This window comes from Candidatus Nanohalococcus occultus, assembly GCF_029207735.1.
Classification (GTDB): Archaea; Nanohalarchaeota; Nanosalinia; order Nanosalinales; family Nanosalinaceae; genus Nanohalococcus; species Nanohalococcus occultus.
The window spans coordinates 735928-752109 of the sequence record NZ_CP104395.1; the positions used below are offsets into that span (position 1 = coordinate 735928).

Annotated in this window: 16 protein-coding genes; 12 read left to right on the forward strand and 4 right to left on the reverse strand. The window is 48.3% G+C overall.

The window, feature by feature from the left end; translation table 11 throughout:
• The first annotated feature begins 28 nt into the window (after positions 1-28).
• Genes SVXnc_RS04140 through SVXnc_RS04175 form a run of 8 tightly spaced genes read left to right on the forward strand, consistent with a single transcriptional unit; the run spans position 29 to position 8266 of the window.
• Positions 29-661 (forward strand): hypothetical protein, encoded by a 633-nt coding sequence (locus SVXnc_RS04140; protein ID WP_347721665.1) that lies wholly within the window; start codon positions 29-31, stop codon positions 659-661.
• A complete protein-coding gene (locus SVXnc_RS04145) occupies positions 658-1056 on the forward strand; it encodes a hypothetical protein (protein ID WP_347721666.1) in 399 nt (132 codons plus the stop codon). Before SVXnc_RS04140 ends, SVXnc_RS04145 begins: the two co-directional genes overlap by 4 nt.
• Before the next feature lie 3 nt (positions 1057-1059).
• Positions 1060-2766: a type II/IV secretion system ATPase subunit gene (locus tag SVXnc_RS04150; RefSeq protein ID WP_347721667.1), complete on the forward strand. Its 1707-nt coding sequence runs from the start codon at positions 1060-1062 to the stop codon at positions 2764-2766.
• Positions 2766-3641: a type II secretion system F family protein gene (locus tag SVXnc_RS04155; protein ID WP_347721668.1), complete on the forward strand. Its 876-nt coding sequence runs from the start codon at positions 2766-2768 to the stop codon at positions 3639-3641. Before SVXnc_RS04150 ends, SVXnc_RS04155 begins: the two co-directional genes overlap by 1 nt.
• Positions 3638-4678: a type II secretion system F family protein gene (locus SVXnc_RS04160; protein ID WP_347721669.1), complete on the forward strand. Its 1041-nt coding sequence runs from the start codon at positions 3638-3640 to the stop codon at positions 4676-4678. The genes SVXnc_RS04155 and SVXnc_RS04160 overlap by 4 nt, the downstream gene beginning before the upstream one ends.
• 14 nt (positions 4679-4692) lie before the next feature.
• Entirely contained in the window at positions 4693-6204 is a 1512-nt protein-coding gene (locus SVXnc_RS04165) for a LamG domain-containing protein (protein WP_347721670.1), read from the forward strand.
• Complete coding sequence (locus tag SVXnc_RS04170) at positions 6201-7955, forward strand: hypothetical protein (protein ID WP_347721671.1); 1755 nt, start codon at positions 6201-6203, stop codon at positions 7953-7955. Before SVXnc_RS04165 ends, SVXnc_RS04170 begins: the two co-directional genes overlap by 4 nt.
• Complete coding sequence (locus tag SVXnc_RS04175; protein ID WP_347721672.1) at positions 7952-8266, forward strand: hypothetical protein; 315 nt, start codon at positions 7952-7954, stop codon at positions 8264-8266. Before SVXnc_RS04170 ends, SVXnc_RS04175 begins: the two co-directional genes overlap by 4 nt.
• On the opposite strand, the gene SVXnc_RS04180 is transcribed toward SVXnc_RS04175, so the two are convergent.
• Entirely contained in the window at positions 8263-9450 is a 1188-nt protein-coding gene (locus tag SVXnc_RS04180; RefSeq protein WP_347721673.1) for a replication factor C large subunit, read from the reverse strand. The two genes, SVXnc_RS04175 and SVXnc_RS04180, sit on opposite strands and share 4 nt — an antisense overlap.
• 7 nt (positions 9451-9457) lie before the next feature.
• On the reverse strand, positions 9458-10408 hold the full coding sequence (locus SVXnc_RS04185) for a replication factor C small subunit (RefSeq protein ID WP_347721674.1): 951 nt from the start codon (positions 10406-10408) through the stop codon (positions 9458-9460).
• Between the two features lie 110 nt (positions 10409-10518).
• On the opposite strand from SVXnc_RS04185, the gene SVXnc_RS04190 reads away from it, so the two are divergent.
• Entirely contained in the window at positions 10519-11010 is a 492-nt protein-coding gene (locus tag SVXnc_RS04190) for an adenylate kinase family protein (protein ID WP_347721675.1), read from the forward strand.
• Here the strand turns inward: SVXnc_RS04190 and trxA are convergent.
• Positions 11007-11318 (reverse strand): thioredoxin, encoded by a 312-nt coding sequence (trxA, locus tag SVXnc_RS04195; RefSeq protein ID WP_347721676.1) that lies wholly within the window; start codon positions 11316-11318, stop codon positions 11007-11009. The two genes, SVXnc_RS04190 and trxA, sit on opposite strands and share 4 nt — an antisense overlap.
• A 159-nt stretch (positions 11319-11477) precedes the next feature.
• Here trxA and SVXnc_RS04200 point away from each other — a divergent pair, with 159 nt between their 5' ends.
• The 3 genes from SVXnc_RS04200 to SVXnc_RS04210 are packed head-to-tail and all read left to right on the forward strand — an operon-like array spanning position 11478 to position 16001.
• Positions 11478-12416 carry a ThiF family adenylyltransferase gene (locus SVXnc_RS04200; RefSeq protein WP_347721677.1) on the forward strand — a complete coding sequence of 313 codons (939 nt, stop codon included), beginning with the start codon at positions 11478-11480 and terminating at the stop codon, positions 12414-12416.
• Between the two features lie 29 nt (positions 12417-12445).
• On the forward strand, positions 12446-13291 hold the full coding sequence (locus tag SVXnc_RS04205; RefSeq protein WP_347721678.1) for a hypothetical protein: 846 nt from the start codon (positions 12446-12448) through the stop codon (positions 13289-13291).
• A 22-nt stretch (positions 13292-13313) separates the two neighbouring features.
• Positions 13314-16001 (forward strand): ATP-dependent helicase, encoded by a 2688-nt coding sequence (locus tag SVXnc_RS04210; RefSeq protein ID WP_347721679.1) that lies wholly within the window; start codon positions 13314-13316, stop codon positions 15999-16001.
• Here the strand turns inward: SVXnc_RS04210 and SVXnc_RS04215 are convergent.
• Positions 15998-16162, reverse strand: coding sequence for a hypothetical protein (locus SVXnc_RS04215; RefSeq protein WP_347721680.1), 165 nt, complete (start codon positions 16160-16162; stop codon positions 15998-16000). The genes SVXnc_RS04210 and SVXnc_RS04215 overlap by 4 nt on opposite strands.
• Between the last annotated feature and the right edge of the window lie 20 nt (positions 16163-16182).

Consider the following 16182-nt stretch of genomic DNA (forward strand, 5'->3'; position numbering starts at 1 on the left):
TATATTCAAGCAGAGGGCTTTATAGTCTGTGAAAGCACAGACTCAGGCCCTCACAACTGTTCTTATTACAACTGTAGTTATCGGAGCTGCTGCCTCGACATATATCTGGGGTCAGCCAATTATTGACAAACAGGAAAGTCAGTCCGATATAGACGGACTTGAGAGACAGGTAACTGAAATCCATAGTTTGGTAGATGATGTATCGAGAAGCGGGTCAAACCACAGATCCAACATGGAGATAAGCCTGACACAGGGCAGCCTTGAGGTAAACGATGAAGGAAACTACATACAAGTCACTGCTCCTGCGGAAAACTCTCCTTACGCACCAGGATGGACGTTAATAGAAGGAAACGCAAGGCAGAACGTATCAATCTGGGGCGGAGATTTCGCAAGCGAAGAGTCCTCTCCCGGAGTTATAGCAGTGAAAACAACTGAGTCTCGTGCCAGCGATACCATTGAATACCGGATAGAGTTCAGGAACCGTAGAACCGGAGAAGGCCTGGAAAGAGTCGAACTCAGTCCGGTCGGGCGGACAACAGGAACCGGTGATTTCACGTTATCACTTACAAACCGTGGAAGATCGATCGATTCCTCATACGAGATATCGACAGGTGAGACATTCCAGCTGACGAAGACCGTAGTCGAGGTCGATATACAGTGAAAGGTCAGAATCTAGCGGTCGAGACAGTTTTCACCGTAGGACTGGGCATAGCTCTAGCAACAGGAGTTGTAACAATCTTCGATCAGTATCAGACAAGTGTTTCAGAGGATGCGACGGAAAAACAGTCACAGATAGTTGCCTCAGAGCTGAAAAGCTCAATGTACAGCCTGGAAGCGGTAGAAAACGGAGAGCGAAGCCTTGATCTGCCGGAAGAACTGGGATCTAATGAGTACACTGTAGAGGTAGATGAGGACATAACTATAATATCAAATCTCAGAGAGTACAGTTACCCGTTGAACGGTTTGAGCGCGCGGCGGGAGGTCTCCGGGTCGGCGACCGGCGGAGCGGTTAACATATTCAAATCAGGAAACCAAATCAGAGTAGTGGAGGGATAGAAAATGTCAGTTAGAATGAACGGGCTGATAAACAAGCTACGTAAAGCAAAACACCCGGAATGGTTTGAGAAAGAAGAGGAAGAAGAGGAAACTGTAAGCAGCGAAGGAATCCGGCTTCCAACCCCTGGAGAGTACGCTCCGGAAGAGATCAACGAACAAGCAGATGAAAGCGGAAACCTTACCGAGACTGACGTCACCTACCCTCTGATACCGGAAGATCCTGACGAAGGCGAGACAGTGTATGCTTGGGCGCATATCACATGGGACGAAGCCCACGGAGAGTTGACCTACAAGGTTATAGAACCAGAACTGGACCATCAGACCGAGAAAATACTTGAAGAAATCAAATCAATACTTGAACGCTCTTTCGACATCAACTTCAGCGATATAGAGCAAAACGAGGCCGAAGACTACCTATCGGAGAAGATCGACATGGTGGTCGATAAGTACAACATCTCACTCAGCGGCAAGCAAAGAGAGATCATCCGTTACTATGCTTACAGGAACCTCGCAGGTCTTGGAAAACTCCAGCCGATTCTAAACGACAAGGAGGTCGAAGATATTTCCTGTGACGGGACAGACATCCCGGTCTACGTATACCACCGGAATCCGAAGTTCGGATCGATCAAGACAAGTATCGAATGGCATGACAAGGAGAATCTGAACTCTTTCGTGATGAAGCTTGCTCAGCGCTGCGGACGTTCTATCTCTGTCGCATCACCTTTACTTGACGGTGCGTTACCTGACGGATCTCGTGTTCAGGCAACTCTGGGAACGGATATCGCACGTAAAGGTTCGAACTTCACAATCCGACGGTTCACCGAAGATCCTTTGACACCGATCCACATGATGGATTTCGAGACGGAAAACACCCAGATGATGAGCTACCTCTGGACGTTAGTCGAGCATGGGAAGTCAACGCTTGTATCCGGAACCACTGGTGCAGGTAAGACGTCTCAGCTAAACGCGTTATCGCTTTTCATCCGCCCGGAGAAAAAGATTGTATCCATCGAGGACACCCCTGAGCTGCGGCTGCCTCACGACCACTGGGTGCCGGAAGTCGCAAGAAGCGGGTTCGGATCCAGCGCTGAAGAGGGCGGAGAAGTATCAATGGACGACCTGCTCAAAGAGTCGCTGCGTCAGAGACCAGAATACATTATTGTCGGTGAGGTCCGTGGCGAGGAAGCATACATCCTGTTCCAGCAGATGGCAACAGGCCACACAGGACTGAGTACGATCCACGCCGACTCAATCGAGATGCTTATGGACCGGCTTACAACCAACCCGATCAACCTGTCTCCGTCTCTCATCGAGACACTGGACTGTATCATGCTAATCTCCCGTATCCGGTACAACGATTCTTACATTCGACGTATTAAAGGACTTTACGAGGTCAGAGGATATGACAAGCAGACAGGGATCGATGCCAACCAGGTTTTCGGCTGGGACGCTCAAAACGATGAGTACGTCCAGAAAAACAACTCCTTAATCCTCCAGGACATTGTAGAACAGTCAAACATGAGCGAACAGGAACTTCAGCGGGAAGTGAACAACCGCCAGAAAGTACTGAGCTGGATGCAGGAAAACCAAGTGAAAAACTACAAGAAGGTCGGAGACATAATCTCCAGATACTATTCCGATCCTGGGACCGTTATAGAACACGCCACGAATGAAAAAGCTCCTGATGAACTTTTCACGAGTCCTGAATAATGCTTGAAAAATACGCGTCTTTTTGCTACGATCAAATCGGGAGCTACATACTAGACTCACTGGATTACTTCGAAGACATCCGCCCGCATCTTTCAAAGGCGAATATACAGGTATCGCTGCCAGAGTACGTCTCAGCGATGGTGCTGAGCAGCATGTTTGTAAGTATAACAACACTGACAGTTCTAGGATCTATTTTGATGATAGGTAGCGGGATAGCCGGCCTTATCTACGGTATGATACTTTCACTGATCTCAGGGACTCTTACACTCGTCGGATTCTACATATACCCTTCAATTATAATCAAGAGTCGGGCTTCGAAGATCCGGGACACACTTCCATTCGCAACCATGTATCTTTCAACGCTCGCAGGAACCGGAACATCACTGCCAAAGCTTTTTAAGGTTCTTTCAGAGGTCGATGAGTACGGAGAGGTTGCGAAAGAAGCCGAAAGGATCTCAAGAGATATTGAAACATTCAACATGGATACTAACGAGGCTTTGAAGAACGCAGCTGAGCGCACACCGAGTGAAGACTTCAAGAATCTGATGTGGGGCATGAACCACACTCTTACCTCAGGAGGATCACTTCGTTCCTTCCTTAGAGAGCGTTCAGATACGCTGATGAACGATTACCGTAGAAGAGTCGAGGAATTCTCCGAGACGCTCTCACTGCTTGTTGAAATGTATATTACAGTCGTAATTGTCGGTTCTATAATATTCACATCGATGAGTCTTGTGATGACCACGTTCTCCCCTAACATGAGTACAGGGTTTATCGTCCGGCTACAGGTTCTGTCCATCTTTATCGGACTGCCGATGATCTCAGGCATGTTCATAGTTCTGGTCGGAGGGCTTGCTCCAGGAGGGATAAGATGAGTCAGATAGAGTTTTTCACGGAGGAAGAGTACGAACCAGGACGTTCAACTGAGGAGAAGGTCGTGATTGGTTCTGCTATAGTTGGAGCAGTCTTCGGGCTTCTAGGCCTCGCGCTTTATGGCTCCTCACCGCAGCTCGGAGGCTCAGTGATCATCCTCGGGCTTTTAATCGGGGTTTTACCATACGGTTTGCTGTCATTTCTTAAAAACAGGGCGCTAAAGGAGATGGAAGACCAGTTCCCTTCATTCCTGAAGGACCTGGCGGAATCGAAAAAAGGAGGAATGACTATAATACAGGCATTTGACTCGGCGAAAGAGACCGACTACGGACGTCTTAACGGAGAAGTGGAAAAAATACACAACCAATTATCTTGGGGCGTTCCGTTCCCAAAGGTCATGGAGCGTTTTTCCAAACGTATGAGTGATTCCTCGGTGATCCAAGAGCTTGTATCCATCCTTTTACAGAGCTTCAAGAGCGGCGGGAACATTACAAAGACGATCGAGTCGATCGCCGATGATGCGACAAAGCTCAAGGAGACAATACAGAAGAAGAACTCGATGGTAAAACAGCAGATCGCGATAATGTATATCATCTACCTGCTTTTCATCGGAATCACCATCGGCCTTTACTTCATGATGGGGCAGCTGATGGGGCTTGGATCACCCGGCGAAGGCGCGCTCGGAGGACTTGATTTCATCAGCGGAGGAGAAGGCGGCTCAACCACACCTTCATTCTGCGGACCCAACCTCGATTTCTCAGCACCTATGTGCGAATCCGCTAAGGTATTCGGATTTGTACCGGAAAATATTACAGAAACCGGCTTCCAGACGGAGTACTCTCAGAGATACGGTTACGGAAACATGGCATACTACAAGTCACTGCTGTTCCTAATGCTTATGATACAGGGTGCGTGTACAGGCGCAGTAGCAGGCCAGATAAGCAGCGGAACCCCTTCCGCAGGAGTCAAACACGCCCTGATAATGCTGCCCGCGGCGTTCGCAATATTCGTAACAATCGTCGGAGGAGCAGGATTCTAGGAGGAAAAAAGCAGATGAAAGGTCAGATCAACCTCGAGTTTCTTTTCGCAGCAATGCTTTACATCAGTGCTGTGGGCGGAATACTTATCGCAGGCACAGAAACATTGCCCGACATATCAAACGGCGCTCAACGCTCAAATCTTTACAGCGAGGCTTATACGACTTCAAGCAAGCTTCTATCGAAACCAGGTTACTCTACTTACGGCTCTACGACCGACTGGGATCAAAACGACTCTACAATCAGCTCTACGACTTCTATCGGTTTATCGACGTCCGCAGAAAACCACATGGTGGTCGAACCCGGGAAGCTTGAGAAGTTAGAGGATTTCAGCCCGAACGCTGACGATCTAAACTACTCAGAGTTCAAGGAAATATCCGGCGTGCGAAACCAGTACCGGTTTAACTTCACGTGGCTACCGGTCCCGGAGCTTGACGGCTCGTTCAAGAGATATGAATCCGGAACCATCCCCGTCGATGAGGACGACAGCTTGGTAGGCTACTGGACGTTTGACGAAGAAGCACCTGACAGCAACCCTGATCCGGAAGCCATAGCAGAGGATAGATCAGGCAACGGAAACACAGGCACGGCTTACGGAAACTTCGGTTACCGGGAACCCGGCATACGTGGAACCTCAGCTTACTACTTTGACTCAGCCGAATACGTAAACATTACCTCAAGCTATGATAGTCCTAACGCCACAGTCTCAATGTGGATAAAACCCGAAAGTCTGTCCGGCGAACAGCAGTTTTTGAATCTCGCAGGAGGTTTCCGTAATCTGAGCATGGAGCTGGAAGACGGAGCAGTCAGCTTAAACGCGGCAGATTTTATTGGAACGGAGGATATATACTCCGCAAACTTAAAACGAGAATGGACGCATATATCGGCAGTAATAGATCGTGATGGAAGCTACAGTCTTTATGTAAATGGCGAACTCCGGGGCGCAGGGATCGACCGCAGAAACCTCTCGACAATAGATGTATCGGAAGTCATAGTAGGGGCTGGCGATAAGGACCGGTCTGAAACAGATGAAGAAGGCTTCCGAGGCGGTATCGACGACCTACGGATTTACAACAGAAGCCTTTCCAGGCAGGAGATCTCAGAGATCACAGAAGGAAAAGATCCGTACAGGAAAGAAGACTACATGAAGATCATACCCCCTACAACACCGAGTTACAGTAGCTCCGGTAACACGGTGCGGTACGGCCGGGAAAGAATAGGCGAGAGCTATCCTCACTTCCTCGCGATCTCTCACAACGGCATCTACGATGAAGTATACGTCTCCCGTACCTGGGATTTTTCAGGAAGTTCTGTTATAACCGAGGGCGATCAGTTCAGCTTACAGGACGAGGAGTTCTACCTCAAATCAATCCAGAACACTGGTTCCACACGCGGGAACGCATTAGTTCTCAGACAGCATCTTCGAAGCTTCGGGCCAGAACCCAGCACCGATAAATCAGTTATAACACTTGAAAGATTCGCAGTATATCTAGAAGAGCCGTTAAAAATGGAGGTGCTTAGCTGGTGAAAAACAGGAAAGGCGCAGGATACATTATAGAAAGCATAATCTCCATAATAGTACTTTTAACGTTTGTAGCCGGTTCTTATTCAGGTATAGGCAGCGATCATGACTGGGTTGGCTTTGAACAACAAACCGCTACCTCTGACCTCACCTACACCTTGAAGAAAACCGAGCATTTCGATAACTTCGTTGGACGCGGAGAAACCGGTGCTATACGAGGAGTCTCGGCATCTTTAATGGATCAGCGTGTCAGCGCCGCCGGAACAGTGACAGGTTTGCCAACAGGAACGTATCTAATCGGTGTTTACTCAGATCAGGATCCTTCCGAATCGGATAGGGTCTCCGACACAAGCTTACAGGATGCTACCGACGGATCTCCCGGAGACCGTTGTGTAGGCGACCTGGAGGAAATTCGACCGGACGAAGGCACAATTCTACGTACGTCTTCCAGCGGAGACTTTGAGACCAACCACATGAGTTCTGGCTCACGGCTTTACTTCGCAGACGCCGATCCAGGTACAAGCGGAACAGATGAAGTAGATTACGACAGCGTATGGGTCGATAACAGGACGAGCTGTCAGTTCACAAGAGATGAAGGCCCTTACAGAATAAACGATTTTATCTCACTGGACGGGAACGCGTACAAGATAAAAACACTGACGGACTCGAAAGCAGTGCTTGAGAGATCAGATCTGAGCTATGAACTGAAACAGGACTTCAAACAGCTTGAATCCGCGGATATCGAAGTAAGAAGGTTTAACAGCTCTGATAACTTCGATGAATACGATTTATTGGTTTTCAAGCACCGTGAAAACTTGAATGACCTCAACGGATTTGAGTCAAAGCTTCTGGACTATATGGAAAACGGAAAAGCTGTTTTCGCGATGGCTTTACAGCAATCAGACCTACGGTCCGGTTTCCTAGATGAGACCGGGTTGAAGTGGGTTGATATGAACTTCAAGCTGCCTTTAGCCTTCGATGGCTTGATGTTCGGTAACGGGAATAGAGGCCAGCAGGTTGAAAGCTACTTTAACCATCAAGGATTCACTACAGACGATATAGCCATCTCTCCGAACGGCCGGATCTCCTCTGGAGAACGGTACACCAGAGACGAGCAGATAGTTGCTTCCGCAGACTATACTTATAACCGCACCGAGTGGGATAGCTCAAATGACAGCATGGAAACGACAACAGTACAGCCAGTAGGCACACCTTCAAGCGACTGCGCGGATCCTTACCGTAACGGCTCATTCGAGTTCCCGGAAGGTGAGTCAGGATCAGAAACCCTTACCGCATACAGCATACAGCTTTCAGGCACCGGATGTTCCAGTTTCGAGTACGGCGTTGCTATCGATAAAACCGGAGATGGCTCAGGCAACCCGGACGGAGAGTTCGATGATAGAGGTGAAGGAACCTATCTGAACGAAAGCACATTGATAGTCAACCAGCGACTTTACCAGGTGAAAATAAACTCCCACGACAATGTAACCTTTGACTTCGTAGGCGATAGACGGACAGAAGTATTTAGCTACGTTAACGACTTAGAGACCCAGAGTTCGGAAGGCTTCGGCAGATTCCCTATAGTTTCAGGAACCGATCCTCAAAAACACATTGCGCTACTGAGTTCTTCAATTTTCATGATGCTGGACGATGAGAGAAGCTTCGGGCCGGACGATAGCTCAAGTATATCAACTACGACCGCCGGACGAACGCCTGAAGGCGATGTCTACAGCCTGAACCTGAGGTGGCTTGAGTGAAAGGACAGTTCATGATGATCTCAGCAGTCATCGCCGGACTGATAACGATTTCTGCGGCATCAACAATTGCTACAGCTACAGCCTCAAGCTTCGAACCGGATCAGGATAGTTCAAGAATATACCAGATAAAAAGCGAGGCCGAAGAGTTCGATTTCAGCAAGCAAGACGACCGAGAGGCATTCAGAGAAATGGTAAGAATGTACAAAGGCCTGAGAGTTGACACCCGGTACGGCAGTGTAAACGACTGTATGAACGCGACTGTCAGCTCTTCAAACGGCGAGTACGAACTTACCTGCCTCAAAGGACGTTAAAAACTTGATATAAACTCTGTTTCATCCTCTTCCAGCTCAAGCTGTTCGGCAAGTTCGCTGTTTTCCTCTAACAATCCAGAAATGAATGGAAGCATAGCGCGCGCCTCCCGTCCGGAAACGTGTAGCTTCTTCCCGACCTTTTTCTCGATGGACTCGAGTTTGTTCCGAGCTGCCCGAGACGAACCCATACGTCTGATCTTGGACGGGTACTGGTACTTGGTCCAGCCCGAGTACTTTTGGTTCTTTGCTAAGGCTACCCCGATAGTTGAGAAGTGATAGACGTACTTGAGCAGAGACCAGTTCATAGTATTCCGGATCCGGCCGTTGAAGACATCCGCCCTCGATATCTGATCGTATGCCCGGGTGACGTCTTCAGATCGCTGGTACTCGCGCGGAATATTCTCCCTTACCCACTCGATGAAAGTACCGGCATCCTCATCTAGATTGTCGGTCGCACGCTTGGCTGTATCAGCATTCTCCGTCTTGAAAACCATCTTCAAGGCCTCAAAGACATCTTGTTCTTTGTCTCTGGCACCTATTACCTCTACGTCTTCCTTAGTGAGTTTTTCCTTTCCTCTGGCCGCGGCTTCAAGATCGTTTATCGCCGAACGGATCTGGCCGCCACCTCTGCGGGCAATGGTTTTCACGGCAGATTTTTCGTACTCAATGCCTTCGTTTTCAAGTATCTCTTTGAGATGCGCGTTGATCGAGTTGGTATGTACCGAGTTAAGCTCTACCTGCTTGGACTTGTTCCTCAAGTTTCTAATCGAGTTATCGTAGGCATCGTTCGCCGTCATTATAACCGGAAAACGGGACTCATCTACGATACGGGCGAGTTCAGCGGTTCCTCCACGATCGGAGTTGCCCGACATTCCATCGACCTCATCGATCAAGATCAGCTTCTGCTTTCCGAAAAACGAAGCCTGACGTGTAGCTTCTTTCAGTTCCTTTTTCAGCTTCTTTTTGGTTCTTACATCGCTGGCATTAGTTTCTACAAGCTCCAGATCGTGATCATTCGCCAGGGCCTCTGCTAGAGAAGTTTTACCTGTCCCTGCCTGTCCGTAAAGAAGTACGGGTTTGTCTCCTTTCTCCCAGCCTTCCAACCACTCAGTCAACTCTTCTTTCTGGTTGGAAGCTCCTCTATACTCGGAGAGGGTTTTCGGACGGTATTTTTCTACCCACATAATGCTTTCACCGCGTTCCTAGATCGGCTAGCTTTGCGAGCAGTGCTTCGATCTGGATATCATCGGTTCCGCCTTCCGCGATCCGGAACTCGTATTCAGCGAGGCTATCAACCAACTCAAGTTTCTTTCTATCATCGATATCAAGGTCAAAAAGCTCTCTGTGAACCGAAGCGATTACATCCTGGCCGTCAAGACCTCTATCAATCATCAGCTCACTTAACTCTTCTCTAGCATCCATGAACTTTCCGGCTAACGCATTTTCCATGATCTTCGTGATCTCCTCTGGTTTAAGAGCTGCGGACGCACTGTAAACATCTTGTTCTTCGATATCGCCCGTATTAAGCGAAGTTGTCTGTAGTACATTGGTTACTCTACGCAAGTCTCCCTCAGAAACTCTGAGAACTGCGTCTTTCGCATCGTCCGAGATCTCGAAGCCTTCCGAGTCTGCGACTCTGTCTATGTACTGTTTGACCTGTTCGTCCGTCAGTCTGTTGAACCGGAATACAGCACATCTTGACTGGATCGGATCGATTATCTTCGAAGAATAGTTACAGGAGAGTATAAACCGGCAGTTTTCCGAAAACTGCTCCATGGTACGTCTAAGTGCCTGCTGGGCATCGCTTGTCAGGTTATCTGCCTCATCCAGGAAGATGATCTTGTAATCAGCGTTGACCGGCTTGGTTCTTGCGAAGTTCTTGATCTTTTCTCTGACAACGTTGATACCTCTATCGTCGGATGCGTTTGTTTCCATGAAGTTTTGCTTCCATGAATCGCCGTAGAGATCTTTAGCTAACGCTATCGCCGATGTCGTCTTTCCTGTTCCAGCAGGTCCGGTAAACATCAGGTGAGGGATCGAATCCTGTTCAACGAAGGATTTCAAACGTTCAACTATCTTTTCCTGTCCGACAACCTCGTCTAAGGTATCAGGCCGGTGTTTTTCGGTCCATACATCGATCATTTTGCTTTCACCGTTGTCTGTACGTCTATCTGGGAACTGGTTTGATTCATGAATCTCATACTTTACCAACGACTGCTAACTTTTTATTCTTTCGAGAGCCGCTAGAAACTGTGAAAGTAACGGTTACAGGCACTCCTGGAACAGGCAAGACATCGGTCTCCGAGAAGCTCGAAGGATACGAAAAAATACACTTGACGGAGTTCGTGAAAGAACACGGGCTAGGTACTGACGGAGAAGTCTTCGAGGTCGATACTGAGGCGATGTGTGAAAAGCTAGAGGAAGAAACTTCTGAGGGAGACTACCTGATTGAGGGGCATCTAGCGCACTATATCTCCAGCGATATCTGTATTGTTCTAAGATGCGACCCTGATGAACTAGAAGAAAGGCTCGGTGAGCGCAGATACTCCGAGAGTAAGGTCAGGGAAAACGTTGAATCCGAGGCAATGGATCTGATACTTCAGCAAGCAGTTCAGAACCAAGAAGCCGTTGTGGAGGTCGATACCACGGGCAGAACAGTGGAAGAAACTGTAAAAGCTATAGAAGAAAAGATAAGTGAGGGGAAAAGTAGTTACGGGAAGGTTGACTGGACTGACAGTCTCTAGGTGTTTTTCTCGACGAAATCAAGCAGTTCCTGTTTGCTCATAGCTCCGGACTTCCGGTCGACTTCCTCGCCGTTTTTCATTACTATTGTTGTCGGCAAGGCTCTGACACCGAGCGATGTTCCTAGCTGCTGATGTGCCTCCATATCAATCTTACCGAACTTAACTCCTTCTGTTTCCTCTGAGACTTCTTTGAAGGTTGGAGCGTACTGTTTACACGGTCCGCACCATTCAGCCCAGAAATCGATCACCCATGTATCGTCGGAGTTTTTGACGTCCTCGAAGTTATCTTCCGTTATCTCTTCAGGCATATACTTTGACGTGCGGCGAGGTTTTTAATCGCCCGTGGTTTCCTCTCCGATAGTACAAACAGGACAAAATAGACGGCGTAAAAAGCGTTTGGCAAAACCCTTCTATGTCCGGATACCCCCATACATGTTTACTTAAGACTGTAAAACTGGTTCGGATACATGTACTCCCGTTTCAAAGCCCTGGGAAACTACGGAGAAGACGAACTTGAGAAATTACAGGATTCTACGGTCGCAGTCATAGGCCTGGGCGCTACCGGATCAGTGATAGCCGAGCATCTGGCACGCCACGGCGTTAAACTGGTTTTGATAGACCGAGACTATCTTGAACCTAATGACTGCTATTCCTCTAATCTTTACACGCCTAAAGAGTGTGAAAAACACGTACCGAAGGCGGAGGCCGCAGCCAAGAAGCTGGGAGACCATACACAGACAGAATCAAAAGTTACAAGCTTGAACCCGGAAAATATCGGTGTTCTGGACGGCGTTGATCTGATTGTGGACGGAACTGACAACATGGAAACACGGCTCCTGATAAACGAGTACAGCAAGAAAAACAACGTTCCCTGGATCTATACAGCGGCTTTAGGTGAGAAAGGTTATTCGATGCTGTTTGATGAAAACTGTTTCAACTGTGTGTTTGAAGACATCTCGCCTGGGACGGTCGGTACCTGTGAGACCGATGGAATACTTAGAGAAGTCTCAACTATCGCCGGATCAGTCTCCGCCAGAAAAGCAGTCGAATACCTGACAGATAAATCCCCGGAACAGTGTCTTTACGGCGTCCATATGGATCGAAAACTGGAGGTCGAATCCTCAGGATGCGAGGTATGTAATAGGGAAAACTTCCCGCACCTTGAATCCCAGAGCAAAGTCTCTTCCGTCTGTGGGAAAAACAAATACGAGATACGTAGAGAAATCCCTGCTTCCGGCTTCGAACGTATTAAACAGTCCGGAGAGAGAATTGAGGAAAACAAGTACCTAGTTAGAGCAGTGATTAACGGAAAAGAGTTCGTAGCTTTTAGATCAGGTCGAGCGATTATTGAGGCAGAAGACGAAGGTCATGCCGAGGAGCTGTTCGCAGAAGTCATAGGGCTTTAAGTTGATTCCAGAACTATAATTTGGTGCGGATGAGCGACTATATCGACTATGTAGGGGTTTTCTCGCTTTCGATACTGGCAGTATCAGCCAGCTACTTCCTAGATTTAAACAATACTTTAACGCTGATAACACTGGTCTTAATACCGGCAAGCATGGGATTTACCGCCTACATTTCAAAAGACGGTTTTTCCACAGCCTCGCTTTCATCCGTTATCTGTTTATTCCTGGCAGGATTTAATCCGCTTGTAACTCTTGTAGCAGGAGTTGTAGCGGTTGTCAACCCATTAGTATCTGTTTTCGCAGGCGGAGATAGCTTCAAGGACCTCTTCAATTCAGCGGCACTTCCATTACTCTTGGCAGGTCTGATTGTAGGCTCCGGTGTCTACGGAGCCACACAGTACGATCAATCCATACAGACAACGGTTGAAGACACTACGGTAGATCTCGTATCAGCCCAAGCCGATCTTATGCTGGAAAACACCGAGATGATCTCAGGCAGCCAAGACCGGCAGGTAGAAGCCATGAAAAACGTTTCCCGCACCTCAGTGCTTTTAACTGAGAGAACAGTTTTGAACAATATGAGCGGGCGACTGGACCAAGCCCAGCTTATGGAACTCAGAAACTCATTTGACTATGCGGAAAACTCTGTTCCCGGACGTTTCAACACCACCTCTCAAAGCCAGTCCGGCTCCCCAGAACAGATGATCTCCGATCAGGTCGAATCCGGGCTTAGAGAACTGATCACTCCGAGGACGATGATCGCCGTAATACCGCTTCTAGGATTAGGATTTTACAGTCTAAGCCCGTTTGTAGGTTTGCTATCCGGTGCTTTCGGAGTTATTTTCCGGGAGATACTCGAACGGATGAGGTCTTAAGATTTATCCGACGAAAAACAGTATGCCTGAGATAAAATTTGAAACTGAAGAATCAGCCTCCGATACCTTACCCGAGGACTTCGAGCCTTACGTCAAAGAATGGTTCAACGAGAAGTTTCCGGGGCTTTCAGCTCCACAGAGACATTCCTTCGATCTAATTCATGAAGATAAAAATTCGTTGATCTGTGCGCCGACAGGATCAGGTAAGACCCTTTCCGCGTTCATGTCGGTTCTGAACCATCTTTTCGAGATGGGAAACAACGGCGAGCTAGATGATGAAATCTATGCCGTCTACATCTCACCTCTCCGTGCGTTAAACAACGATATTCAGAGAAACCTACAGGAGCCTCTTGCCGGAATAAAACAGACCGCCGAGGAGCTAGGTTACGATGTACCGGAGGTTCGGTCCGCCGTCCGAACAGGAGATACCTCCGACAAGGAACGGAGAGAGATGGTCGATAACCCGCCGCACATACTGATCACAACCCCAGAATCGCTTGGAATACTGCTTAACTCACCGAAGTTCAGGGAAAACTTCAGGAACGTAAAATACAGCATAGTAGATGAGATCCACTCGTTGTGCGAGAACAAACGAGGAGTCCACCTATCGCTTTCAATGGAGAGACTCGAAGAGATGGCAAACACCTCTCCGACCCGGATAGGACTGAGTGCGACACAGGCACCAATAGATGAGATCGCAAAATACCTTGTAGGATACGAACACAGCCAAGAACTTTACGAGAAAGAAGCACAGGATGGCTCGAAGGTAACCGCCTCCGAAGAAGCCGCGCCGGATGAGTTTGAATCACGTGGCTGTCACATAGTCGATGTCGCAGCATCGAAGGAGATAGACTTAGAGACCGTATCGCCAGTCAAGGACCTCATAAACACTCTCGGAGGGGAGATACGGGAAGCGATGTACGATCAGATCCATAACATGGTCGAAGATCACAAGTCAACTATAATATTTACCAACACCCGGAGTGCGACCGAAAGGATTGTTAACAACTTACAGGAACGGTTCCCGGATTACTACGAGGACAATATCGGAGCGCACCACTCTTCTATGAGCCATGAGGTACGTTTGGATGTAGAAGAGCGGTTGAAAAAAGGAGAACTGGAGGTAGCGGTGACCTCGACATCTCTGGAGCTGGGAATCGACATCGGATCAGTTGATTTAGTCTTACAGCTTGGCTCGCCGAAAGGCGTGGCCCGCGGGCTTCAGAGAATCGGTAGAAGCGGCCACCAGATCGGAGAGACCGCGAAAGGAAAGATGATCGTAACCGACAGAGACGATGCCGTCGAATGTTCTGTACTCGCAAAATGTGCGAAGGAAGATGATCTGGACAAGATTCAGATACCGACACGTTGCCTAGATGTTTTAGCCCAGCAGATCGTTGGGATGGCATGTAACAAGCGCTGGGATATCGAACACGCGTTGAACACGGTAAGAAAATCTTACTGTTACCGCAGACTTGATCGAGAGGACTTTGAGAACGTTTTAACGTATCTGGCGGGAGAGTACGAGCTGGAGGATCAAAACGTTTACCGTAAGATCTGGTGGGATCACGAGGCCGGTTTGATGGGTCGAAGCGGGAAGATGACACGCGTAATATATATGACGAACATCGGGACGATACCTGACGAATCCGGTTACGATGTAAAGACTCGCAGCGGCGATTTCATCGGCCAGCTCGAAGAAGAGTTCCTTGACCGTTTGACGAAAGGCGATATCTTCACCTTAGGCGGTAAGACCTACGAGTTCCGGTACGCAAAGGGAATGAAGGTGTTTGTCGATGCGAAACCACAGAAACAGCCGACAGTACCAAGCTGGTACTCCGAGCGTCTGCCGCTTTCCTACGATCTCGGGATCGATATCGGTCGTTTCCGGAAGGATGTAGCAGAACAGATCAGGCTTGGTGCCGGAGACGATGCGATCATTCAGTGGATAATGCACAACTACTATTTAGATGAAAACACTGCGCATGCAATCTTCCAGTACGTAAAACAGCAGCAAAACTACATGGGAAAGGTCTCGGACCACAAAGACATTGTGATCGAAAAATACGTCGACGATGACGGACGGCAAAACTACATTTTCCAGACAATCTACGGCCGCCGAACCCACGATGCGCTGGCCCGGATAATGGCCCACATGCTCCAGAAACGGATAGGATCGAACATCGGAATGGTTATAGATGATAACGGATTCATACTCGTAACTCCGCGAAGGCCGATCGATATCGATAGATTGATCGAACAGGTCTGTGAATGTGACTTGGAAGAAGAGCTGAAAGCAGCGGTGAAAAAAACCGAGCTGATGAAAAGACGGTTTAGACACGTCGGCGGGCGCTCTTTGATGATTCTACGGAACTACCAGGGTAACTCGAAGACGGTCGGACAACAGCAGATGAAAGGACATTTCCTGCTTTCAGTTATCCGGAACCAGCACAACGAAGACTTTCCGATGATCAAAGAAACCTACCGGGAGATCATGGAGGATGCTATGGACATCAAACATACAAAGGAAGTGGTCGAAGGCCTAGAAAGCGAGGAAATCAGCTATGAGGTTAAAGATCAGCGCGGTGCGCCCTCTCCTTTCAGCCACAATCTGTTGTTACAGGGATCGACTGATACCGTAAAGATGGAAGACCGGAAAGAGCGATTGAAACAGCTACACGAGAAAGTGATGGAAAGTATCGAGGACTAAGAAGCCGGCTCAGCGCAAATATCGATGTAGAAACCGGCTCCATCCGCCAAAAACTGTGTAGCAGGCACATGAAAATAGCCTTTCCTCACAGGCGCATCCATTAAAGGATAGGAACTGGAGTTCATCTCTGGATCGAAACCTACAGCCGCTTCACAGTGCATAAAGTACCGGACCCTGAGAA

What these genes read in the sequence shown, in the direction of transcription:
- SVXnc_RS04150 (WP_347721667.1), top strand. Translation starts at nt 1,060, where the DNA reads ATGTCAGTTAGAATGAACGGGCTGATAAACAAGCTACGTAAAGCAAAA.
- SVXnc_RS04155 (WP_347721668.1), top strand. Translation starts at nt 2,766, where the DNA reads ATGCTTGAAAAATACGCGTCTTTTTGCTACGATCAAATCGGGAGCTAC.
- SVXnc_RS04160 (WP_347721669.1), top strand. Translation starts at nt 3,638, where the DNA reads ATGAGTCAGATAGAGTTTTTCACGGAGGAAGAGTACGAACCAGGACGT.
- SVXnc_RS04165 (WP_347721670.1), top strand. Translation starts at nt 4,693, where the DNA reads ATGAAAGGTCAGATCAACCTCGAGTTTCTTTTCGCAGCAATGCTTTAC.
- SVXnc_RS04180 (WP_347721673.1), bottom strand. Translation starts at nt 9,450, where the DNA reads ATGTGGGTAGAAAAATACCGTCCGAAAACCCTCTCCGAGTATAGAGGA.
- SVXnc_RS04185 (WP_347721674.1), bottom strand. Translation starts at nt 10,408, where the DNA reads ATGATCGATGTATGGACCGAAAAACACCGGCCTGATACCTTAGACGAG.
- trxA (WP_347721676.1), bottom strand. Translation starts at nt 11,318, where the DNA reads ATGCCTGAAGAGATAACGGAAGATAACTTCGAGGACGTCAAAAACTCC.
- SVXnc_RS04200 (WP_347721677.1), top strand. Translation starts at nt 11,478, where the DNA reads ATGTACTCCCGTTTCAAAGCCCTGGGAAACTACGGAGAAGACGAACTT.
- SVXnc_RS04205 (WP_347721678.1), top strand. Translation starts at nt 12,446, where the DNA reads ATGAGCGACTATATCGACTATGTAGGGGTTTTCTCGCTTTCGATACTG.
- SVXnc_RS04210 (WP_347721679.1), top strand. Translation starts at nt 13,314, where the DNA reads ATGCCTGAGATAAAATTTGAAACTGAAGAATCAGCCTCCGATACCTTA.
- SVXnc_RS04215 (WP_347721680.1), bottom strand. Translation starts at nt 16,162, where the DNA reads ATGCACTGTGAAGCGGCTGTAGGTTTCGATCCAGAGATGAACTCCAGT.